The sequence below is a fragment of the Xanthomonas sp. WHRI 10207 genome (assembly GCF_040202975.1).
Lineage (GTDB): Bacteria > Pseudomonadota > Gammaproteobacteria > Xanthomonadales > Xanthomonadaceae > Xanthomonas.
Genome location: NZ_JBEGDX010000004.1, coordinates 44,126 through 67,367, shown reverse-complemented (window position 1 = coordinate 67,367; position 23,242 = coordinate 44,126). Strand labels below are relative to the sequence as shown.

General features: G+C 65.0%; 15 protein-coding genes. 6 read left to right on the top strand and 9 right to left on the bottom strand.

Translation table 11 applies throughout. The features are described 5' to 3' along the window. The first annotated feature begins 58 nt into the window (after positions 1-58). Complete coding sequence (gene trxA, locus ABQU90_RS14515; RefSeq protein WP_046964286.1) at positions 59-400, top strand: thioredoxin TrxA; 342 nt, start codon at positions 59-61, stop codon at positions 398-400. Between the two features lie 217 nt (positions 401-617). After that, on the top strand, positions 618-2,483 hold the full coding sequence (rho, locus tag ABQU90_RS14510) for a transcription termination factor Rho (protein ID WP_323522589.1): 1,866 nt from the start codon (positions 618-620) through the stop codon (positions 2,481-2,483). 257 nt (positions 2,484-2,740) lie between these two features. On the opposite strand, the gene ABQU90_RS14505 is transcribed toward rho, so the two are convergent. The 3 genes from ABQU90_RS14505 to ABQU90_RS14495 are packed head-to-tail and all read right to left on the bottom strand — an operon-like array spanning position 2,741 to position 6,367. Then, complete coding sequence (locus ABQU90_RS14505) at positions 2,741-3,613, bottom strand: energy transducer TonB (protein ID WP_323522590.1); 873 nt, start codon at positions 3,611-3,613, stop codon at positions 2,741-2,743. Between the two features lie 59 nt (positions 3,614-3,672). Next, positions 3,673-5,412 (bottom strand): bifunctional isocitrate dehydrogenase kinase/phosphatase, encoded by a 1,740-nt coding sequence (gene aceK / locus ABQU90_RS14500; protein WP_115529194.1) that lies wholly within the window; start codon positions 5,410-5,412, stop codon positions 3,673-3,675. 13 nt (positions 5,413-5,425) lie between these two features. Next, on the bottom strand, positions 5,426-6,367 hold the full coding sequence (locus tag ABQU90_RS14495) for a LysR substrate-binding domain-containing protein (protein WP_323522591.1): 942 nt from the start codon (positions 6,365-6,367) through the stop codon (positions 5,426-5,428). Between the two features lie 102 nt (positions 6,368-6,469). Between ABQU90_RS14495 and ABQU90_RS14490 the strand changes: the two genes are divergently transcribed. Continuing rightward, the gene (locus ABQU90_RS14490) at positions 6,470-6,742 is read left to right on the top strand and encodes a hypothetical protein (protein ID WP_323522628.1); all 273 of its coding nucleotides are present in this window, start codon (positions 6,470-6,472) and stop codon (positions 6,740-6,742) included. A 79-nt stretch (positions 6,743-6,821) separates the two neighbouring features. On the opposite strand, the gene ABQU90_RS14485 is transcribed toward ABQU90_RS14490, so the two are convergent. From ABQU90_RS14485 to ABQU90_RS14465, 5 genes are all read right to left on the bottom strand, one after another. Further along, positions 6,822-9,053 carry an NADP-dependent isocitrate dehydrogenase gene (locus ABQU90_RS14485; RefSeq protein ID WP_323522592.1) on the bottom strand — a complete coding sequence of 744 codons (2,232 nt, stop codon included), beginning with the start codon at positions 9,051-9,053 and terminating at the stop codon, positions 6,822-6,824. 373 nt (positions 9,054-9,426) lie between these two features. Then, entirely contained in the window at positions 9,427-9,981 is a 555-nt protein-coding gene (locus ABQU90_RS14480; RefSeq protein WP_323522593.1) for a hypothetical protein, read from the bottom strand. 107 nt (positions 9,982-10,088) lie between these two features. Continuing rightward, entirely contained in the window at positions 10,089-10,382 is a 294-nt protein-coding gene (locus tag ABQU90_RS14475) for a LysM peptidoglycan-binding domain-containing protein (protein ID WP_323522594.1), read from the bottom strand. Positions 10,383-10,485: 103 nt separating this feature from the next. After that, positions 10,486-11,301, bottom strand: coding sequence for an NADPH-dependent 7-cyano-7-deazaguanine reductase QueF (gene queF / locus ABQU90_RS14470; RefSeq protein ID WP_115514083.1), 816 nt, complete (start codon positions 11,299-11,301; stop codon positions 10,486-10,488). A gap of 190 nt (positions 11,302-11,491) precedes the next feature. Continuing rightward, positions 11,492-12,808, bottom strand: coding sequence for a M20 family metallopeptidase (locus ABQU90_RS14465; protein WP_323522595.1), 1,317 nt, complete (start codon positions 12,806-12,808; stop codon positions 11,492-11,494). 306 nt (positions 12,809-13,114) lie between these two features. On the opposite strand from ABQU90_RS14465, the gene ABQU90_RS14460 reads away from it, so the two are divergent. The 3 genes from ABQU90_RS14460 to ABQU90_RS14450 all read left to right on the top strand — a co-directional run bounded on the left by ABQU90_RS14460 (position 13,115) and on the right by ABQU90_RS14450 (position 20,969). Further along, a complete protein-coding gene (locus ABQU90_RS14460) occupies positions 13,115-14,356 on the top strand; it encodes an efflux RND transporter periplasmic adaptor subunit (protein ID WP_323522596.1) in 1,242 nt (413 codons plus the stop codon). Positions 14,357-14,449: 93 nt separating this feature from the next. Continuing rightward, complete coding sequence (locus tag ABQU90_RS14455; RefSeq protein WP_323522597.1) at positions 14,450-17,698, top strand: efflux RND transporter permease subunit; 3,249 nt, start codon at positions 14,450-14,452, stop codon at positions 17,696-17,698. Positions 17,699-17,828: 130 nt separating this feature from the next. Further along, positions 17,829-20,969, top strand: coding sequence for an efflux RND transporter permease subunit (locus tag ABQU90_RS14450; protein ID WP_323522598.1), 3,141 nt, complete (start codon positions 17,829-17,831; stop codon positions 20,967-20,969). An 887-nt stretch (positions 20,970-21,856) separates the two neighbouring features. On the opposite strand, the gene hglS is transcribed toward ABQU90_RS14450, so the two are convergent. Then, on the bottom strand, positions 21,857-23,224 hold the full coding sequence (gene hglS, locus ABQU90_RS14445) for a 2-oxoadipate dioxygenase/decarboxylase HglS (RefSeq protein ID WP_323522599.1): 1,368 nt from the start codon (positions 23,222-23,224) through the stop codon (positions 21,857-21,859). Positions 23,225-23,242 lie beyond the last annotated feature (18 nt).

Below are 23,242 nucleotides of genomic sequence, written 5' to 3'. Positions count from 1 at the left end.
ACGCAATGTGGCGGCCTGCCCGATCCGGGTGGGCCGTTTGGTTTCCAGGAGACCCAACGTGAGCGACAAGGTTCAACATGTCGGCGATGCCGACTTCGATACAGCAGTACTGCAATCCGGCGAACCGGTCCTGGTGGATTTCTGGGCCGAATGGTGTGGCCCGTGCAAGATGATCGCACCGGTGCTGGACGATCTGGCCGATACATACCAGGGCAGGCTCAAGGTTGCCAAGGTCAATGTGGACCAGAACCGCGCCCTGGCCATCAAATACCACGTGCGCTCGATCCCGATGCTGTTGCTGTTCAAGGACGGGCAAGTGCAGGCAAGCCAGATCGGGGCGGTCGGCAAGGGCCAGCTGACCCAGATGATCGACAAGACCCTGGGCGGCGCGGCTGCCTGAGTGAACGGGCGTCCAGCGATGGGCGCCCTGCGGTTCGCCGGTAGTTAAACCCTGCCACGGCGGACGCTTGCGCGGTTGCGCGTCGCGGTGATAGTGTCAGTTGGTCCGGCACACGTTCGTGCGCCGCCGTACCCCTCTAGAAACTTCTTCTAGACTCCCATCTACCAATAGTTCGCCCCCCAGCCGGGCGCTCGCACCTTAGCGAGGAATCACGCACTTGTCCGATCATCCTTCCTCCGATACCGGGAGCAGCGTCGACGCTCCCGTCGAGAAGCGCGTGCGCAAGCCGCGCGTGAGCAAGACCGCCGCCTCCCATGACGATGCCGGCGCACAGCAGTCCAATCTGCCCTTGCCCGCCAGCCCCGCACCCGACGCTCCACGCGCCCCGCAGGCACCGTCGCACGCTGCCGATTCGGCATCGGCGCAGACGTTCGGCGATGGCGCAGGCGCCGGCAGTTCGCCCGGTAACAGCCAGGGCGGCGACAGCCACGGCGAGCCCCGCGAAGGCGGCCAGTCGCAGCAGCAGCGCTTCAATCAGGCGCAGCAACAGCAGAACCAGAATCAGGCGCAAAGCCAGGGCCAGCCCCAAGGTCAGGGTCAAGGCCAGCAGCCGGGCCAGGGCCAGAACGCTGGTCAGAATCAGCAAGGCCAGGGTCAGGGGCAGAACCAGCAGGGCAACCGCCGTGACCGGTTCCGCAACCGTCGCGACCGCGGCCCGCGCGATCGGTTCGGCAACGAAAGCGGCGGCATGCCCTCCTCCGATGGCAGCAACGAGCCGTTCATCGCGCGTCCGCATCCGGCCGTGCCAGAAGGCTTCCCGGTGTATTCGCTGAGCGATCTCAAGCGGATGCCGGCGCAGAAGCTGCTGGACATCGCCGATCAGCTCAACATCCAGGAAGGCGTGGCGCGCGCGCGCAAGCAGGACGTGATCTTCGCCCTGCTCAAGGTGCTGACCCGCCATGGCGAAGGCGTTGCCGCCGACGGCGTGCTGGAAATCCTGCCGGACGGCTTCGGTTTCCTGCGTGCCGCCGAAGCCAGCTACCTGGCCGGCCCGGACGATACCTATATCTCGCCCAGCCAGATCCGCCGCTTCAATCTGCGCACCGGCGATCATTTGTCCGGCCGCATCCGCTTCCCCAAGGATGGCGAGCGCTATTTCGCGCTGTCGATCGTGGACACCATCAATGGTGAGCCGCTGGAAGCGAGCAAGAACAAGGTGCTGTTCGAGAACCTGACCCCGCTGTTCCCGCGTCGCCGGTTCCGTCTGGAACGTGGCGATGGGTCCACCGAGGACATCACCGGCCGCATCCTGGATCTGATGGCACCGCAGGGTAAGGGTCAGCGTGCGCTGATCGTCTCCCCGCCCAAGGCCGGTAAGACGATGATGATGCAGCAGGTGGCCACGGCCATCACCAGCAATCATCCCGAAGTGCACATGATCGTGTTGCTGATCGACGAGCGCCCGGAAGAAGTGACCGAAATGCAGCGCACCGTGCGCGGCGAGGTCATCTCCTCCACCTTCGACGAGCCGGCCGCACGCCACGTGCAGGTCGCCGAGATGGTGATCGAGCGGGCCAAGCGCCTGGTCGAGCACAAGAAGGACGTGGTGATCCTGCTCGACTCGATCACCCGCCTGGCACGTGCCTACAACAACGTGGTGCCCAGCTCCGGCAAGGTGCTCACCGGTGGTGTGGACGCCAACGCGCTGCACCGCCCGAAGCGTTTCTTCGGTGCGGCACGTAACGTGGAAGAAGGCGGCTCGCTGACCATCATTGCCACGGCGCTGGTCGAGACCGGCAGCAAGATGGACGAGGTGATCTACGAAGAGTTCAAGGGCACCGGCAACAGCGAAGTGCATTTGAACCGTCGCATCACCGAAAAGCGTGTCTACCCGGCGATCGATATCAACCGCTCGGGCACACGTCGCGAAGATCTGTTGATCGAGCCGGAGCTGCTGCAGAAGATCTGGATCCTGCGCAAGCTGCTGCATCCGATGGACGAAATCGCAGCGATGGAATTCCTGCTGGACAAGATGAAGACCACCAAGTCCAACGACGAGTTCTTCAGTTCGATGAAGCGCTGAGGTCGGTCTGGATTAGCGCGACGAGAAAGCCCCGCACTGCGGGGCTTTTTTGTGGGCGGCGTTCGCGTGAGAAAGCACCTGGTCTTCCGAGCTCGCTCGAACTGGCGCGCGGTCGTTGCCGATCAACTGCCGTGTTGACCGAGAGCTCGACGGCCGTATGTGGTGCAAGCGGCCGTCGGATGGCTGATCTGAGGGCTGATCTGATGGCGGGCCGACTGCGCGACACCCGCCGCGCCGATTCAGAACCGCCAGTCGTCTCAGCCTTCCTGCAGCGGCGTGAGCAGGCGTACGCCTTCGCCGCGGACGGAAAACAATCCCGATCCCGGCAGTGCGTCCGGGCTGTCGGTCGTCGCGGCTGCGTCGTTCTGCATTCGCCACGACGCGGTCTGACGCGGGCCCGGGAGATACGACTGCCATTTTTTCTGCTTGGCATCCAGGTCCTTCTCGGACGCTGCGATGTCGAACGTCACCGGCACGCGCATCTCCCAGAACGGCGCATTGCGCTCAGACCCGGCAGTGGCCGGAGTGAAGGTCCAGCTGCGCGCCTTGGCAATGGAGGCGTCGGCAAATTCCTTGCGCCATCGCGCACGCTTGGACTCGGGAACCAGTGCGGTGAGGTTGACCTGTTCGGCAACCACATCTTCCACCTTGCCATCGCGTCCGATCTTGAGCAGCAGGTAGACCACGCCGGTAGCGCCGCCCCTGAAGGCATTGGCCGGATAGGGCGGCGGCGCCATCCCGTTGGGTTGTGCGCTGACGCCCTGCGGGGTCTGGCCGCCGAAATGCGCGCTGCGGATCGACACCCGATATTGATTGTCATCGCCAGGCTTGGCGACCAGCAGCAAGCTCATCGGCAGCCGCGCCGGCAAGGCATTGCCATCGTCCTTGACCGGATCGAACCGCCACGCGGCCACCGAGTGCTTGATGCGCTCGCGGACAGCTGCAGGCAAACGCTCCTCGTCGACGAGCGCCACCGCGGTCACGGTGCCGTCGGGGGTCAGCGTCAACTCGCCGGTGACATTCATGCTTGCTTCGATCTGCAGACGCGCAGCGTCCGGTTTGGCGTGCGCCACGCCCATCGCTGCCAGCGAAAAAAGGATGCCCATACCTATACGTTGCTTCCACTGCATTGTCTTACTCCATTGGTTGATCGCACGTTTTACCAGCCTGCCGCTGTAAACGAAACGGCCTAGGCAAGCCGCCGCGACTCCGCATACGGCGGGGTATCCGGATAATCGTCTTCGCGCAGCCGGGCTTGCAGGTTGCGCCACCACTGCGCGTCGAACAGTTCCGGGTGGATGTGTTTGACCGCCTCCAGTTGCGAGGCCGGCAAGCCCATGAACAAGGCGAAGCGCTCGGGAAACACATCGCGTGGGCCGACGTGGAACCAGGGTTCGGCGGCGAGTTGTTCTTCGTAGGTGGTGGGCGTGGGCCAGTCGCGAAAGGTGCAGTCGGTGATCAGGCACAGTTCGTCGTAGTCGTAGAACACCGCGCGCTGATGGCGGGTGATGCCGAAGTTCTTCAGCAACATGTCGCCGGGAAAGATGTTGTTGCGCGCCATGTCCTTGATCGCCTGGCCATAGTCCAGCGCGGCGGCATGCGCGGCTTCGGGCAGTTGTTCGCGCAGGTACAAATTGAGCGGGCGCAGCCGCCGTTGCACGTAGCACAGCGCAATCAGGACATCGTCGCCGTCCTCGCTCAGGCTCATCGCGCAGCTGGTCTGCAGCTCTTCCAGCAACGCTGGCGAGAAGCGCGCCTTGGGAAAGCGCAGAAATCGGTACGGCTGTGCGTCGAGCAGGCGGCCGATGCGATCGAGCTGGAACACCAACTCGTATTTCCCTTCGACCTGCGCGCGGCTCATGGTCTTGGGATAGGCGAAACGGTCGCGAATGAGCTTGAACACCAGCGGATAACTGGGCAGCGTAAACACCACCATGACCATGCCGGGTGTGCCATCGGCATGCACCAGCTGCTCGGACGGCTGCGCCTGAAAATGGCTGAAAAACGTGCGATAGCGCTCGGTCTTGCCCTGCTTGGCGCGGCCCAGCATGGTGTAGAGCTCGTCGACCGGCTTGTGGGTCAGCAGGCTGCGCAGAAACACCACCGCATCGCCGACCGTGGACAGATCGGCCTGAAAATAACTGCGCGAGTTACTGAACAGTTGTGCGACATCGCTGCGCTTGGTCAGCACCGCTTCGGCGCGCAAGCCGGCACCGTCGTTGATCAGCGCGATCACGCACGGCGAAAACCGATGCTCGCCGAACACACGCCCGACCAGATACGCGCGACGTTCGCGATAGAACACCGTTTCCAGCAGTTCGACACTGCGCACCGGGTGCTCGCCCCAATGCGCCAGATCGTCGAGCAGACGCACCGCAATAGCCGCCGCGCAGCGGGTGCGGTGCGCATACGGCACGGCGAATGCGTAATCGCCCAGCACGCGCACCAGCATGTCGGTCAGCCGACCCGGCGACACGGCGTAGGTATGCCGTGCGACCGGCACGGTGATGGCATCGGTGGGTTCGATATCCAGCGCGATGAATTCGATATCGGCATCCACGCCATGGGTGCCGAAGTAACGCCGCGTCAGCGTGTTGTAGAAGGTCTTGTACAACTCCTGATCGATCAACCCAGCCAGCAACGTGGCGTAATGACTGCGTGCGCGCATCCATAACGCGCGGTCGTGCGCCTGACCCAGCAGAACGGCGCGCAGGCGCAGCATGCATTCGGTGATGTACTGGTCGTAGAGCGCGATACGTGCGACGGCGTCATCGCGCGCAGCGCTCCAATCGCGTGCTTCGAAGCGCTGCTTGGCACGTGCGGTGATCTCGGAAAACCGCGCGTGGTAGTCCTCGAACGCTTCGTACACGGCGTGCGCGATCGCCAGCGCACGGCGTTCGGATTGCGGCGGTAGCGGGAGCTGGCTCATGGCAGCAGTGTACTCAGCGCTTGCGGCGACGCGGGGCGGGCAGCGCAGCAGGCGGGATGATCGCTGCCTGCTGCGCGTGCGCGGCATGTTCGCGCGCCTGTGTTTGCAGCCATGCGCGAAACGCGAGAAAACCGGTGTGTGCGGCCGACCGTGGCGGGTACACCAGGTAATGCGACCAGCTGGTCTTGAGCCGTTGCGCGGACAGCGCCACCAGCTGACCGGATGCCAGCAACAGGCGTGCGCGCGTCACCCGCCCCATCGCCACGCCGACGCCATCTAACGCGGCACGGTGATGGGACTCGGAGTCGTCGAGCACGGCGGCATAGCGACGTGGCGGCTCGCCACCGAAGGTCGCAAACCAGCGCGGCCAGTCGCCATCCGGGTCGCCCAGCAGCGGCCATTGCTGCAGCGGCTGCGCATCGATGCCACCCATGCGCGCGATCAGCGCAGGGCTGGCCATCGGCACCAGCCATTCGTCGAACAACGGTTCGGCGATCACGCCCTGCCATTGCCCGGCGCCGATGCGCATGGCCGCATCCACGTCCGGCTGGCGCTCGAAATCCACCAGTCGCTCGCTGGAAAGCAGATTGATCTCGATGGTGGGATGGGCCGCCAGAAAATCGCTGAGGCGAGGCACCAGCCACGCCGAGGCCATCGACGGGGTAATGCTCAGGGTGAGCGTGTCCTCGCGGCGCGCGGCGAACGGCTGGAACGCCTCGGCAATCGCATCCAGATGTGGGGCGATGCGGTCGAGCAATTGCTGCCCCTGCGGCGTGGCGCTGACGCCGCGCGCGTGCCGCTGCAGCAACCGATAGCCCAGGCGCTGTTCGAGTGCACGCACCTGGTGACTGAGCGCGCTGACGGTGAGATGCATCGACGCGGCAGCGCGCGACAGATTGCCAAGACGCACCGCACTGACGAAGCCCTGCAATGCGTGGAGCGGCGGACGCGACATGGCTCACCCTTGAATGGAATTCAATACAGACTTGCAAAAACCTCGCTTTTGCAGGGCCAAGCCTGCGCCTACTGTGGCTTCCACTCAAGTGGGAGCAGGATCATGCGCATCTTTACCGAGTTGCTGTTCCAGCACGGGCACATTGCCGACGTGGCGCTTGCACGGCAATTGGCAGAAGCAGGCACGGCAGTGGAAGCCAAAGCCGAGGTCGAGGCCGGAACCGAAATCGAAGCCCAAGCCGAAGCGACAGAGCAGACCGCGCTACGCGCGGCGGTGGCGAGCGCGGCGACACCTCAGCAGCACGCCGAGCACCGCATGGCGCGGCGTGCACGCCGCTTGGTCCGGGCAATGACCGCGCTGTCGCCCTTTCGCTGAAACGACAAGGCCCGCCTGTCAACGAGGCGGGCCCTGCATATCGCACTGACTGCACGCACCGCCATGCGGTGCGCGGGGATCAGGCCTTCAACGTCGCCAGTACGTCATTGAAGGTCTTGCTCGGGCGCATCGCCTCGCTGACCTTGGCCAGGTCCGGGTGGTAGTAGCCACCGATATCCACCGGCTTGCCCTGTGCGCCGTTGAGCTCGGCCACGATGGTGGCTTCGTTCTCGGTCAGCGCCTTGGCCAGCGGTGCGAACTTGGCCTGCAATGCGGTGTCTTCGGTTTGCGCGGCCAGGGCCTGCGCCCAATACATCGCCAGATAGAAATGGCTGCCGCGGTTGTCGAGCTCGCCCACCTTGCGCGCCGGCGACTTGTTGTTGTCCAGGAACTGGCCGTTGGCCACGTCCAACGCCTTGGCCAGCACGGTGGCCGACGGGTTGTTGTAACGGTTGCCCAAATGTTCCAGCGACGCGGCCAGCGCCAGGAATTCGCCCAGCGAATCCCAGCGCAGGCAGTTCTCTTCGACGAACTGCTGCACGTGCTTGGGCGCCGAGCCGCCGGCGCCAGTCTCAAACAGGCCGCCACCTGCCATCAGCGGCACGATGGAGAGCATCTTGGCGCTGGTGCCCAGCTCCATGATCGGGAACAGGTCGGTGAGGTAATCGCGCAGCACGTTGCCGGTGACCGAGATGGTGTCCTGGCCCTTGCGGATGCGCTCCAGCGAGAAGGTGGTGGCTTCCACCGGCGGCAGGATACGGATGTCCAGACCATTGGTGTCGTGATCCTTGAGATACGTCTCGACCTTGGCGATGACCTGCGCGTCATGCGCGCGCGCCTCGTCCAGCCAGAACACGGCCGGGGTATCGCTCAGGCGTGCGCGTTCGACCGCCAGCTTCACCCAGTCCTGGATCGGTGCGTCCTTGACCTGGCACATGCGCCACAAATCGCCGGCTTCCACCGCATGCTCGAACACCGTCTTGCCATTGGCATCGGTGACCTTGACGGTGCCGGCAGCCGACAGCTGGAAGGTCTTGTCGTGCGAGCCGTATTCTTCGGCCTTCTGCGCCATCAGGCCGACGTTCGGCACCGAGCCCATGGTGGACGGGTCGAAAGCGCCGTGCTTGCGGCAGTCGTCGATCACCGCTTGATACACGCCGGCATAGCAACGGTCCGGAATCACTGCCTTGGTGTCTTGCAGCTTGCCTTGCGCATTCCACATCTGGCCGGAGTCGCGAATCATCGCCGGCATCGAGGCGTCGACGATCACGTCGCTGGGCACATGCAGGCTGGTGATGCCCTTGTCCGAATTGACCATCGCCAGGCCCGGACGCTGCGCATATTCGGCCTGGATATCGGCCTTGATCTGCGCCTGCTGCGCGTCCGGCAACGCGCCGATGCGCGCGTACAGATCGCCGATACCGTTGTTGGGGTCGAAGCCGACCGACTTGAGCGCGTCGGCGTGCTTGCTCAGCGTGTCCTTGTAGAACTCGCCGACCACCACGCCGAACAGCACCGGGTCGGAGACCTTCATCATGGTGGCTTTCAGATGCACCGAGAACAGCACGTCGCGGGCCTTGGCATCGGCGATCTGCGCGTCGATGAAGCTGGCCAGCGCGCGCTTGCTCAGCACGGCGGCATCGACGATCTCGCCGGCCTTCACTGCAACCTTGTCCTTGAGCACGCTGCTGCTGCCATCGGCAGCGACGAATTCGATCTTCAGCGTGCCGGCCTCGGCCAGCGTGGTGGACTGTTCGCTGCCGAAGAAATCGCCGTCGTCCATGTGCGCCACGTGCGATTTGGAATCGCTGCTCCACTTGCCCATGCGGTGCGGATGCTTGCGTGCGTAGTTCTTGACCGACAGCGGTGCGCGGCGATCGGAATTGCCTTCGCGCAGCACCGGATTCACCGCACTACCCTTGACCTTGTCGTAGCGCGCCTTGATGTCTTTTTCCGCGGCGTCCTTGGGCTCGTCCGGATACGCCGGCAACGCATAGCCCTGGGCCTGCAGTTCCTTGATCGCGGCCTTGAGCTGCGGCACCGAAGCGCTGATGTTGGGCAGCTTGATGATGTTGGCTTCCGGCGTGGTGGCCAGTTCGCCCAGTTCTGCGAGGTCGTCGGCGATCTTCTGCGCGTCGGTCAGGCTCTCGGGGAACAACGACAGAATGCGACCGGCGAGCGAGATATCGCGCGTTTCGACCACGATCCCGGCGGTATCGGTGTAGGCATCGATGATCGGCAGCAGCGACTGCGTGGCCAGGAAGGGAGCTTCGTCGGTGAGCGTGTAGAGGATCTTCGGTGTCTTCGACATGAGGTGCGATGGCTCTTGTGGTCGGGAGGAGCGCCGATGCCCGGCGACGTTGACGTTGGCGTGCACGACGGGGGTCGCTAGCGGCACGCCGATCGGCCAGCGCGGCGGACGCGGCATTGGATCAGCACGGCATTGTCGCGTCTGAGCCGCGCCCGGGTAAAGCGACCACAGGCGGACGCTTCATCCCGCCACACGGCCAATCGACATGGATGCAGCTGTAACGAATCCGTTGCCGAATGAATGCATAGCAAAAAGGCGCAATCTTGCGATTGCGCCTTGTGCTGCGGTTTGGTGCGGGCGGACGTTGCCGGCTGCAGACATCACGGCGCTCACGTAGAGAGCCGTCGCCACAGGTGGCTGCCAATTACGGCACTTATTTGACCGTAATGGTCTGCGGGCTACCTGCCGGTTTACCGTCGACCATGACCTGCGCGGTGTACGTGCCGGCGGGCCAGCCATCGGGTTTGCTGAAGCTGAGATTGGTGGTTTCTGCACCCGTGGTGGTCAGCGTGGCGTTCTGCTCGCCGGCCACCTGGCCGTCCTGATAGGTGAGCTTGGCCGAGACCGCTACGTTGCTCGCGCTGCCATCGGTCTTGACCGACACAATGATGGTGTCCTTGGCGCCGACGGTGGCGGACGGTGTCACTGTCTTGTCGGCGGCGGCCTTGGTCCCGACTACGACGCTGGAGACGCTCACCGCAGAACCCATCGCGGCTGCGGTGTCGGTGCTGGCGGCGCCGGTCGCGGTGCTTTGCCCGGCTTGGTCGCTGGCCGGCGGCGTGGCGGCCGGACCCGGCATCGCCTCAGTGGCAGCGCCGGAGGTGGGATCCTTCGAAACGCTGGCGTCTTCGTCCTTCTTGCAACCGGATAATGCGAGCACGCCGGCAAGCGCAATCACGAGGGTGCTGGAAACGGATTTGGTACGCATGGATCAATCTCCGATGATCGAAAAGATCGTTGTTTCTGGAATGTTTTTGCAAGACGCACACGCGTCGCGCCACGCGCCTTGCAATGCAGTGGCGATCGCGCGGGCAGCTACGCTTTGTGCGGCAAACGCAGGACCTGCCCCGGGAAAATCTTGTCCGGATCCTTGAGCGTTTCGCGGTTGGCTTCGAAAATACGCGGCCACAATGCGCCATCACCCAAGTTACGTTTGGCGATGCTGGACAGACTGTCACCTGCCTGCACAGTGACCGATTCCTCGACCAGCTCTGCGGTGCTTTGCACGCTGGTGCGCACGTTGGAAAAATCCGGCGCAGGCGTCACGTCGGCGGTGCTATCGACCGACGACGTGACGTTGGAGAAATCTGCTTTTTTATCAGCACTCATTGCTGCGTTCCTTCGTGCATCACGAGGATTGCAGGGTGCGCGGAGCGCTGTTAAGCGTGGATCGCGCCGCCGTGAAGCTGGCGCGATCCTCGAACGCGACCGATTACTGGCGCAAATCTCGAAAGATCGACAGCGGCGTGGGCACGCTGGGCGAGCTACGCAGCGGGTTGATATCCAGCCCGCCACGCCGGGTATAACGCGCCTCGACCACCAGCCACTCAGGGGCGCAACGGGTCAGCACGTCATTGAAAATACGCTCCACGCATTGCTCATGAAACTCGGCGTGGTCGCGGAAACTCACCAGATAGCGCAGCAGGCCTTCGCGGTCGATCGGCGCGCCCCGATAGCGCAGCGTGACGCTGGCCCAATCCGGTTGGCCGGTCACCGGGCAATTGGATTTGAGCAATGCAGAAGTCAGCACTTCTTCCACGGCCGCCGCTGTCTGCGCACGCAGATACGCCGCATTGGGCGGGCCGTAATCGTCGATGCTGACATCCAGGGTATCGATCGACTCGCCTTCGCCCACCGCATCGATCGGCGGCAAACCGAATTCCACCGATACATCGGCGCCGGCGCGCGTGGACAGGTCGGTGACGATGCGCGTGCGCACCGCTTCGGCACTGTTGAAGCGCGTGGCATTGAGCGAGTTGAGATACAGCTTGAGCGATTTGGATTCGATCAACGACGGCGAATCGAAGGGCACATGCAAGGTGGCCGTGGCCACGCACGGCTTGCCCTGTGCATCCAGCCAGCTCAGCTCGTAGGCGTGCCAGCGGTCGCGGCCGATGAACGGCAACGCGCCGGTCAGGCCGATCGCCTCGCGACCGGCCGCGCGCGGAATGGGAAACAGCAGCGACGGATCGTAGCCGCTGGGGTAAGCGACCTCACGACCGAGGGTGGAATCTTCTGGGGTATTCATCGCGCCATTTTAGGCCGAGCCGACTGGCCGTGAGCTATATGGCGGACACTGGAGCACCGAGCTGGCGACAGCAGTAGCGGATCCTCAAGCAGCCCGCCGCCCCACTTGATTGGCAACGGTCAGCGGGAATCGTGCAACTGCACACGATTCCCGATTCCCGATTCACGATTCACGATTCCCGATTCCCGATTCAGCCTGTCTCAGCTTGATGCAGATAATCCAGCGACACCTGCAACAGCGCGCGCAGGCCCACGTCCAGCGAGGATTCGTCCAGCAGGAACTGCGGCGAATGGTTGCTGGGCGCGGTGGCCGGGTCGATCCCCTGGGCGGTGGAACCGACGAAGAAGAACATCGACGGCACCTGCTGAGCGTAGAACGAGAAGTCTTCGGCGCCCATCTGCAGCGGCGGCTCGTACACGTTGTCGGCGCCCACCACGGCCTGCAGGCTGGGCAGCATCTTGGCGGTCAGGGCCGGGTCGTTGACCGTAGCCGGGTTGCCGTCCTGGTCGGGCACCTTCGCATCCACCTTGGCGCCGTGTGCGGCGGCGGTGTGCTCGGCCACGTTTTTGAGGTCGGCAAAGATCTGCTGGCGCATGCCTTCGTCGAAGGTGCGGATGGTGCCGACCATTTCCACATCGTCGGGGATGATGTTGTAGCGGATGCCGCCCTTGATCGCGCCAAAGCTCAACACCGCCGGCTGCTTGGACAGGTTGGCGCGGCGGCTGATCACCGTCTGCGCGGTGGAAATCATGTCGGCGCTGGCCACGATCGGGTCGATGCCGTTCCACGGCGCCGACCCGTGGGTCTGGCGGCCGATCATCTTGATCGCAAAGCGGTCAGAGGCCGCCATCAGCGGGCCGCTGCGCACGGCGATCTTGCCGGCCTGCACGCTGGAGAACACATGCAGGCCGAACACCGCCTGCGGCTTGAAGTCGGCAAACAGGCCTTCCTTGAGCATCAGCGAGGCGCCGCCTTCTTCGTTGCCGGGCGCGCCTTCTTCGGAGGGCTGGAAGATCAGCATCACTTCGCCGGGCAGCTGGTCGCGCATACCCACCAGCGCTTCGGCCACGCCGAGCAGGATGGCGGTGTGGGCGTCGTGGCCGCAGGCATGCATCACCCCGACCTGCTCGCCACGGTACTCGGCGGTGGCCTTGGAGGCGAAGGCCAGCCCGGTCTGCTCTTTGACCGGCAGCGCGTCCATGTCCGCGCGCAGCGCGATCCTGGGGCCGGGCTTGCCGCCCTTGATGATCGCCACCACGCCGTGATGGGCGATGCCGGTGCGCGGCTTGAGGCCGAGCTTGCGCAGCTGCGCGGCCACGGTGGCGGCGGTGCGCTCTTCGCGGTTGGACAGCTCCGGATGCTGGTGGAAGTCGCGGCGCCACTGCACCACCTTGGGCTGCAACGTGCTGGCAACGGTCTGGACCTCGGGCCGTGGCGCGGCCTGTGCGGCGGCAAGCGTAGGCAGAGCCAGCAGCAGCGCGCTGGTCAGCAGGCGGGAATGGCGCATCGAGAATCCTCCAATGAGTGGCCTTCACTGTAGTGCACCGCACCGCCAGAGCGCAGCGTGGCCGGTGGCGAAGGCCTGGTTGGCCGGCGCCACCGGCTCCCGGGCCATGGTGGGGACCGATTCAGCCCGGCGGTCAACCGCAGCGCCACTGACGCGTTGCCGCTGCACGCATCCGTGAACCATGCGGGCGTTTCGTTCGATGAGCCGTTACTTCAGTAACGCTCAATTGCCCGGACGCAACGATATGCTTCGCAATGCCGCCCCACGGTCGCCCCAAGCGCCCGGCCCGCCCTCAGGAGTTGTCGCATGTCGCGTTTTTGGAAGATCACACTGCTGGTCGTAGCGGTGCTCGTCGTGGTGTTTGTCGCAATGCGGATGATGGGCGGGGGCAATCGCGGCAAAGGGGCGGACGCGCCGGATGGCAATGGCACCGAAAACAGCGGCCCGGTGCCGGTGACGGTGGTGCCCGCCACGACCCAGGACGTGCCGGTCTATGCCAGCGCGCTGGGCACGGTGACCGCGCTCAACACGGTCACGGTCAGCCCGCAGGTTGGCGGCCAGCTGATGAGCCTGAATTTCAAGGAAGGCCAGGAAGTGAAGAAGGGCGAGCTGCTGGCCCAGATCGATCCGCGCACCTTGCAGGCCAGCTACGACCAGGCGCTGGCGGCCAAGCGGCAGAATCAGTCGCTGCTGGCGACGGCGCGGGTGAACTACCAGCGCTCCAACGACCCGGCCTACAAGCAATACGTCTCGCGCACCGACCTGGACACCCAACGCAACCAGGTGGCGCAGTACGAGGCGGCGGTGTCGGCCAATGATGCGCAGATGCGCTCGGCGCAGGTGCAATTGCAGTTCACCCGCGTCACCGCGCCGATCGACGGCATTGCCGGCATCCGTGGCGTGGACGTGGGCAATATCGTCAGCGCCAGCTCCACCATCGTCACGCTGACCCAGATCCGCCCGATCTACGTGTCCTTCAACCTGCCCGAGCGCGAGCTGCAGGCGGTGCGCAGCGGCCAGGCGGCCACCCCGCTGGATGTGGCGGCGCTGGACCGCGGCGATGCCCACGTCATCAGCGGCGACGGCAAGCTGGATGTCATCGATAACCGCATCGCCGCCGACAGCGGCACCTTTGGCGCGCGCGCGATCTTCGACAACACCGACAACGCGTTGTGGCCGGGGCAGTTCGTCAACGTGCGGCTGCAACTGCGCACCATCTCCGGCGGCACCGTGGTGCCGACCCAGGCCGTGCAGCGTGGCCCTGAAGGCGATTACGTCTACGTGGTGGGCAACGACAACACCGCGCAGATGCGCACCGTGTTGCAGGGCGTGGAAGTGGACGACAGCCATGTGCAGGTCACCAAGGGCCTCAAGCCCGGCGAGCGCGTGGTCACCGAAGGCCAGTTCCGGCTCAAGCCGGGCAGCAAGGTCAGCGCGCTCAAGCCGGGCGAAACCCCGCCCGAGCCCACCGAAGCCGAACTCAAGGCGGCGCAGGACAAGCAGAAGGGCGGCGGCAGCGGCGGCCGACGTGGCGGCGGCCCGCGCTAATGCCTGACCACTGGCGACGGGACACCCCGTCGCCAGTGCGCGTCGGCGCCCTGCGCGCCGGCACCGATTGACGTCTTCAGCAAGGACTCCCCCGTGGGCTTTTCGACCATCTTCATCCGCCGCCCCATCGCCACCTCGTTGTTGATGGCGGGCGTCCTGCTGCTGGGCATCCTGGGCTACCGGCAATTGCCGGTGTCGGCATTGCCGGAAATCGACGCGCCCAGCCTGGTCGTGACCACCCAGTACCCCGGCGCCAACGCGACCACCATGGCCTCGCTGGTGACCACGCCGCTGGAACGCCAGTTCGGGCAGATCTCCGGCTTGCAGATGATGACTTCCGATTCGTCGGCGGGCCTGTCCACGATCATTCTGCAGTTCTCGATGGACCGCGACATCGACATCGCCTCGCAGGACGTGCAGGCGGCGATCCGCCAGGCCACCCTGCCCTCGTCGCTGCCGTACCAGCCGGTCTACAACCGGGTCAATCCGGCCGATGCGGCCATCCTCACTCTCAAGCTCACCTCCGATTCGCTGCCGCTGCGCGAGGTCAACCGCTACGCCGATGCGATCCTGGCCCAGCGCCTGTCGCAGGTGCCGGGCGTGGGCCTGGTGTCGATCGCCGGCAACGTGCGCCCGGCCGTGCGCATCCAGGTCAACCCGGCGCAGCTGTCGAACATGGGCCTGACCATGGAGTCGCTGCGCAGCGCGCTGACCCAGACCAATGTCAGTGCGCCAAAGGGTTCGCTCAACGGCAAGACCCAGTCCTACAGCATCGGCACCAACGACCAGCTCACCGATGCGGCGCAGTACCGCGAGACCATCATCAGCTTCGCCAACGGCCGCCCGGTGCGGCTGGCCGATGTGGCCAACGTGGTGGACGGGGTAGAAAACGACCAGCTCGCCGCGTGGGCCGATGGCAAGCCGGCGGTGCTGCTGGAAATCCGCCGCCAGCCGGGCGCCAACATCGTGCAGACGGTGGAGCAGATCCGCAGCATCCTGCCGCAGCTGCAATCGGTGTTGCCGGCCGACGTGCATCTGGAGGTGTTCTCCGACCGCACCGAAACCATCCGCGCCTCGGTGCACGAGGTGAAGTTCACCCTGGTGCTGACCATCGCGCTGGTGGTGGCGGTGATCTTCGTGTTCCTGCGCCGGCTGTGGGCCACCATCATTCCCTCGGTGGCAGTACCGCTGTCGCTGGCCGGCACCTTCGGGGTGATGGCGTTCGCCGGCATGTCGCTGGACAACCTGTCGCTGATGGCGCTGGTGGTGGCGACCGGGTTCGTGGTCGACGATGCGATCGTGATGATCGAAAACATCGTGCGCTACATCGAACAGGGCAAGACGGGTCCGGAAGCGGCAGAAATCGGCGCCAAGCAGATCGGCTTCACCGTGTTGTCGCTGACCGTGTCGCTGGTGGCGGTGTTCCTGCCGCTGCTGCTGATGCCGGGCGTCACCGGTCGGTTGTTCCATGAATTTGCGTGGGTGCTGTCGATTGCGGTGGTGATCTCGATGCTGGTGTCGCTGACGCTGACGCCGATGATGTGCGCCTACCTGCTCAAGCCCGACGCTCTGCCCGAAGGCGAGGACGCGCACGAACGCGCAACAGCGGCCGGCAAGACCAATCTGTGGACGCGCACGGTGGGCGCGTACGAGCGCAGCCTGGACTGGGTGCTGGCGCACCAGCCGCTGACCCTGGCGGTGGCGATCGGCGCGGTGGCGTTGACGGTGGTGCTGTACGTGGCGATCCCCAAGGGCCTGCTGCCCGAGCAGGACACCGGCCTGATCACCGGCGTGGTGCAGGCCGACCAGAACGTGGCCTTCCCGCAGATGGAGCAGCGCACCCAGGCGGTGGCCGCCGCGCTGCAGAAAGACCCGGCGGTGACCGGCGTGGCCGCCTTCATCGGCGCCGGCACCATGAACCCGACCCTCAACCAGGGCCAGTTGTCGATCGTGCTGAAGACGCGCGGCGACCGCGACGGCCTGGACGAGGTGCTGCCGCGCCTGCAAAAGGCCGTGTCCGGCATTCCGGGCGTGGCACTGTTCCTCAAGCCGGTGCAGGACGTCACCCTGGACACCCGCGTGGCCGCCACCGAATACCAGTATTCGATCTCGGACGTGGACAGCACCGAGCTGGCCACCTGGGCCGGGCGCATGACCGAGGCGATGCGCAAGCTGCCCGAGCTGGCCGATGTGGACAACAACCTGGCCAATCAGGGACGTGCGCTGGAGCTGACCATCGACCGCGACAAGGCCAGCATGCTCGGCGTGCCGATGCAGACCATCGACGACACGCTGTACGACGCCTTCGGCCAGCGCCAGATCTCCACCATCTTCACCGAGCTCAATCAGTACCGCGTGGTGCTGGAAGTGGCGCCGGAATTCCGCAGCAGCACCGCGTTGATGAATCAGCTGGCGGTGGCCAGCAACGGCAGCGGCGCACTGACCGGCACCAATGCCACCAGCTTCGGCCAGGTGACCTCGTCCAACTCGTCCACCGCCACCGGCGTGGGCAACCAGAACACCGGCATCGTGGTCGGCGCCGGCAGCATCATTCCGCTGGCCTCGCTGGCCGAAGCCAAGGTCACCAACACGCCATTGGTGGTGAGCCACCAGCAGCAGCTGCCGGCGGTGACCATCTCGTTCAATCTGGCGCCGGGGCACTCGTTGTCGCAGGCGGTAGCAGCGATCGAAAAGGCACGCGAAGACCTCAAGATCCCGACCCAGGTGCATGCGCAGTTCGTCGGCAAGGCGGCCGAGTTCACCGGCAGCCAGACCGATATCGTGTGGTTGCTGCTGGCCTCGATCTTGGTGATCTACATCGTGCTGGGCGTGTTGTACGAAAGCTATATCCACCCGCTGACGATCATCTCCACCTTGCCGCCGGCCGGTGTCGGCGCGTTGCTGGCGTTGATGATGTGCGGGCTGAGCCTGTCGGTGGACGGCATCGTCGGCATCGTGCTGCTGATCGGCATCGTCAAGAAGAACGCGATCATGATGATCGACTTCGCCATCGACGCCCGCCGCGAAGGCGCCAACGCGCACGAGGCGATCCGCCGCGCCTGCCTGCTGCGTTTCCGCCCGATCATGATGACCACCGCCGCCGCCATGCTGGGCGCGTTGCCGCTGGCACTGGGCACCGGCATCGGCTCGGAACTGCGTCGCCCGCTCGGCATCGCGATTGTAGGTGGCCTGTTGCTGTCGCAGCTGGTGACGCTGTACACCACCCCGGTGATCTATCTGTACATGGAACGCGCCGGCGAGCGCTTGCGGGCATGGCGTGCGCAGCGTGCCGCACGCCGCGATGGCGCAAACCCCGCACCCACCTCGGAGCGCCCTGCATGAGAACTGGTGCAGCGATTGCTGATCGGATTGCCGGCCTGCGGCCTCGCCTGCCCACGCGCGCACTCGGGCGTTGCGTTGGCCTTGCTTGCCGATTCCCGACTCCCGATTCCCGATTCCCGGCGCCACAGGCATGAACATCTCCGCGCCCTTCATCAAGCGCCCGATCGGCACCTCGTTGCTGGCGATCGGTTTGTTCGTGATCGGATTGATGTGCTATCTGCGGCTGGGCGTGGCGGCATTGCCGAACATCCAGATCCCGGTGATCTTCGTGCACGCCACGCAGTCCGGCGCCGATGCCAGCACCATGGCCTCCACCGTCACCGCGCCACTGGAACGCCACCTGGGCCAGCTGCCGGGCATCGACCGCATGCGCTCGTCCAGTTCGGAGAGCAGCAGCCTGGTGGTGCTGGTATTCCAGAGCAATCGCAACATCGATTCGGCCGCACAGGACATCCAGACCGCGATCAATGCATCGCAATCGGACCTGCCTTCCGGGCTCGGCACGCCGATTTACTCCAAGGCCAATCCGAACGACGACCCGGTCATCGCCATCGCCTTGACCTCGGACACCCAGTCGGCCGATGAGCTCTACAACGTGGCCGATTCGCTGCTGGCGCAGCGCTTGCGCCAGATCACCGGCATCAGCTCGGTGGATATCGCCGGTGCGTCCACGCCGGCAGTGCGCGTGGACGTGGACCTGCGTGCGCTCAACGCACTCGGGCTGACCCCGGACGACCTACGCAACGCAGTGCGCGCCGCCAACGTCACCTCGCCGACCGGATTCCTGTCCGACGGCAACACCACCATGGCCATCATCGCCAACGATTCGGTGGCCAAGGCCGCCGATTTCGCGCAGTTGGCGATCTCCACCCAATCCAACGGGCGCATCGTGCGGCTGGGCGATGTGGCAACCGTCTACGACGGCCAGCAGGATGCGTATCAAGCCGCCTGGTTCAACGGCAAACCGGCGGTGGTGATGTATGCCTTTACCCGCGCCGGCGCCAACATCGTCGAGACCGTGGACCAGGTCAAAACGCAGATTCCCGAGTTGCGCGCCTACCTGCAGCCCGGCACCACGCTCACGCCCTACTTCGACCGCACGCCCACCATCCGCGCCTCGCTGCACGAGGTGCAGGCCACGCTGATGATCAGCCTGGCGATGGTGGTGCTGACCATGGCGCTGTTCCTGCGCCGGCTCGCGCCCACGCTCATTGCCGCGGTCACCGTGCCGTTGTCGCTGGCCGGCTCGGCGCTGGTGATGTACGTGCTGGGCTTCACCTTGAACAACTTGAGCCTGCTGGCGCTGGTGATCGCCATTGGCTTTGTGGTCGACGATGCAATCGTGGTGATCGAGAACGTCATGCGGCATCTGGACGAAGGCATGCCACGTCTGGAGGCCGCCCTGACCGGTGCGCGCGAGATCGGCTTCACCATCGTGTCGATCACTGCCTCGCTGGTGGCGGTGTTCATTCCGATGCTGTTTGCCAGCGGCATGGTCGGCGCGTTTTTCCGCGAATTCACCGTGACCCTGGTGGCGGCGATCGTAGTGTCGATGCTGGTGTCGCTGACCTTGACCCCGGCGCTGTGCAGCCGCTTCCTGTCGGCGCATACCGAGCCGGAAAAACCCGGCCGTTTCGGCGCCTGGCTGGACCGCATGCACGAGCGCATGCTCGCCATTTACACCGTGGCGCTGGACTTTTCGTTGCGCCACGCACTGCTGCTGTCACTGACGCCGTTGCTGTTGATCGCCGCCACCATTTTTCTCGGCAGCGCAGTCAAGAAAGGCTCGTTTCCCGCGCAGGACACCGGCCTGATCTGGGGCCGCGCCAATTCCAGCGCCACGGTGTCGTTCGCCGACATGGTCAGCCGCCAGCGCCGCATCACCGACATGCTGATGGCCGACCCGGCGGTGAAAACCGTGGGCGCGCGGCTGGGTTCCGGCCGCCAGGGGTCGAGCGCGTCGTTCAACATCGAGTTAAAAAAACGCAACGAGGGCCGCCGCGACACCACCGCGCAGGTGGTCGCACGCCTGAGCGCCAAAGCCGACCGCTACCCGGATCTGGACCTGCGCCTGCGCGCCATCCAGGACCTGCCCAGCGACGGCGGCGGCGGCACCAGCCAGGGCGCGCAATACCGCGTGTCGCTGCAGGGCAACGATCTTGTACAGCTGCAGCAATGGCTGCCCAAGCTGCAGGCGGCGTTGAAGAAAAACACACGACTGCGCGATGTCGGCACCGACGTGGATACCGCCGGGCTGCGTCAGAACATCGTGATCGACCGCGCCAAGGCCGCGCGCCTGGGGATCACGGTCGGTGCGATCGACGGCGCGTTGTATGGCGCCTTCGGCCAGCGCTCGATTTCCACCATCTACTCCGATCTCAACCAGTACAGCGTGGTGGTCAACGCACTGCCCTCGCAGACCGCCACGCCCAAGGCGCTGGATCAGATCTTCGTGCCCAACCGTGCCGGGCAGATGGTGCCGATCACCGCGGTGGCCACCCAGACCCCCGGCCTGGCGCCGCCGCAGATCATCCACGAAAACCAGTACACCACGATGGATCTGAGCTACAACCTCGCCCCGGGCGTGAGCACCGGCGAGGCGGATCTGATCATCAAGTCCACGGTGGACGGATTGCGCATGCCAGACGGTATCCGCCTCAGCGGCGACAACAGCTTCAATGTGCAGCTCAGCCCCAATTCGATGGGGGTGTTGTTGCTGGCTGCCGTGCTCACCGTCTACATCGTGCTGGGCATGCTCTACGAGAGCCTGATCCACCCGGTGACCATCCTGTCCACTCTGCCGGCGGCCGGCGTGGGCGCGCTGCTGGCGTTGTTTCTCACCAACACCGAGCTGTCGGTGATCTCGATGATTGCGTTGGTGCTGCTGATCGGCATCGTCAAAAAGAACGCGATCATGATGATCGACTTCGCCTTGGTCGCGCAGCGCGTGCATGGCATGGATGCGCGCGCGGCCGCCCGCGAAGCGTCGATCGTGCGCTTCCGCCCGATCATGATGACCACGATGGTGGCGATTCTGGCGGCGGTGCCGCTGGCGGTGGGCCTGGGCGAAGGCTCGGAACTGCGCCGCCCGCTCGGCATCGCGATGATCGGCGGCCTGGTGTTTTCGCAGAGCCTGACCTTGCTCAGCACCCCGGCGCTGTATGTGATCTTCTCGTGCCTGAGCGAGCGTTGGAAAGCGCGCCGCGCGCGTGCGCGCGCACGACGTGCAGAACGCGCGGCGGCACGTCGCCCGGCGGCGTCGGCGCACTGAGGCTGCGCTGACAAATACCGAAGAGTAGTGATTGAACGGTGTGGATGCGTTGCGGTTGTGGAGCGGCTGATCTGCGGCTTGGCTGCAAGGCCCTTGCCCGCTCACCATCGCAGGACACGCTGCAAGTACGTCCTTGTAAGCTCTTACGCGGCATCCATGCCGCGTAAGGTCCCGCGACGGTGAGCGGGCAAGGACCAGTCGAGAGTGTCGGTGTGCAGGGTTTTAAACAAAGCTACCGATCAACTCTCTGGTGCTGTGTCCTCGCCGCTCGCGGGACCGTGTGGCGGCATGGATGCCGCCACCGAGCCTCCAGAGACGGATTCACGGCGTGTCCCGCCAGCGGTGAGGGCAGCGCGCCCTCGACGCACTCGGCTTCGGAACATCCAAGCAACGCTGAAGCTCAAGACCTCTCTCGCCTTTGTGAGGTAATCGAACGGTGTTGAGATGCCGCGGAGTACAGAGCAGATGGTCTTCGGCTGCGTTGCAGCGCCCTTGCCCGCCCACCATCGCGGGACACGCTACAAGTACGTCATTGTCAGCTCTTGCGCGGCATCCATGCCGCGTAAGGTCCCGCGACGGTGGGCGGGCAAGGACCAGTGGAGATGGTCGGTGTGCGTGGTTACAAGCAGGGGATGGAGCGCAGTAGTTCGATTGGGTGCGGTCTGATCAGCTTAGTTCTATCCGATCGATGTCACTTCCCTCCAACACCAACCCATTCGTCAAAGCAGGGGCGTGTGGCCAACACGCCGCCGCTATCGAGACAGCGCTGAGAGCTTTATCAGTCGCCCTTCGTCGTGCGTGCAGTTGGGCGATATTGCATGCAGCAACTGAAACTGCGGGATACCGCTACCTCACACACCCACCTGATACCGTCGATTGGTGCTGCCTTACACCACCAACGCCAGCAACGATGCGCGTTCCAGCTGCGCATACAGCGCGAACTCGTCATGCACCTGCGCGCCCAACGCCTGCTCGAAACTGCGCTTGCTCGAATGCGCGGCGTACGCGCGTTGCTCGGCACCGCCAAGATTGGACTGGAAGATGCCGGCCGCGCTGACGGGCAAAAAATCTTCATAGATGATCGGATCGGCACTGACCAGGCCGAGCGCGATGGCAGTTTCCGCCGGCATTGCAGCTACCTGTGCCGGATCGGCGCGGCCGGCATCGGTCAGCGCGTAGCGGAAATAACCCAGCCCTTCCTGACGCAGCAGCGCCTCGTCGTCGGGAAAGGCCACGAACGCGGTTTGCAGGCGTGTGGCGTAATCGACGCCGGTGCTGCCGGCACCCTCGGCATCGCGTGCCTGCGCCAATAGCGCGTCGTACAGCGCGCGACCCTTGGGCGTCAGCGCAAGCCCGCGCTGTTCGATCTCGCCAAAGCGCGCGGTGTGCGTGCCGTGCTCGGGCTGCCCGCCGTCGCCGACAAAGCCCACCGGCTCTTCCAGCGCCTTGAAACTGGTCTGGCGCAGCAGGATCGGCACGCGCCGACGCGGCGGCCCTTCGATCACCGCCTTCGCATCGATGCCGGCGCGCTGCATCTGCGCCTGCGCCGCATCGATATCCAACGTCCGCGGCGTCAGATGATTGATATGCGGGCCGTGGAAACTCACCACATCGGCAATCAACTTGTGCGCATCGCTCAGCGCGCGGTAGGTGGGCAACGACACCGTGGCATCGCCATGCCAGCGGAAGGTTTCCAGCGCTTCGGCCACGAAGCGCCGCGCCTGCTCGGCATCCAGCCCGCCGACACGCTCGCGCTGTTCGATCAACTCCACGACACCGCTGGTGAAGATCTGCCGCTGCTCCAGGATCTGCGCGGCCTGCGCGCGCAACGCGGCGTCCTCGATCAGTTCCAGCCGCAGCAGCGAGGTGAACACGCGGAACGGATTGGCCGACAGCGCTGCCTCGTCGATCGGGCGGAACGCGGTGGAATGCACCGGCACGCCTGCCACGGAGAGGTCGTAATAGCCCACCGGGTGCATGCCCATCACCGCGAACAGGCGGCCCAAGGTGGCCAGTTCGGCCGCCGTGCCGACCCGGATGGCGCCGTGCCGCTCCAGATCCAACCGTGCGCGCTCATCGTTGCGCTGCAGCCGCGCCGCCAATGCCGGATCGGCATCCAGTACCTGCGCGTTGACCTGCGCCACCAGCGTCATCAGGTCGCCGTACAACGGCACCTCGGTGCGATACATGTCCGACATCGCCTGCGCGAACAGGCTGCGAATGTGATCGGGAGAGACAAACACGGTATCGCGCATGGCGTGGTCTTGGCAGAG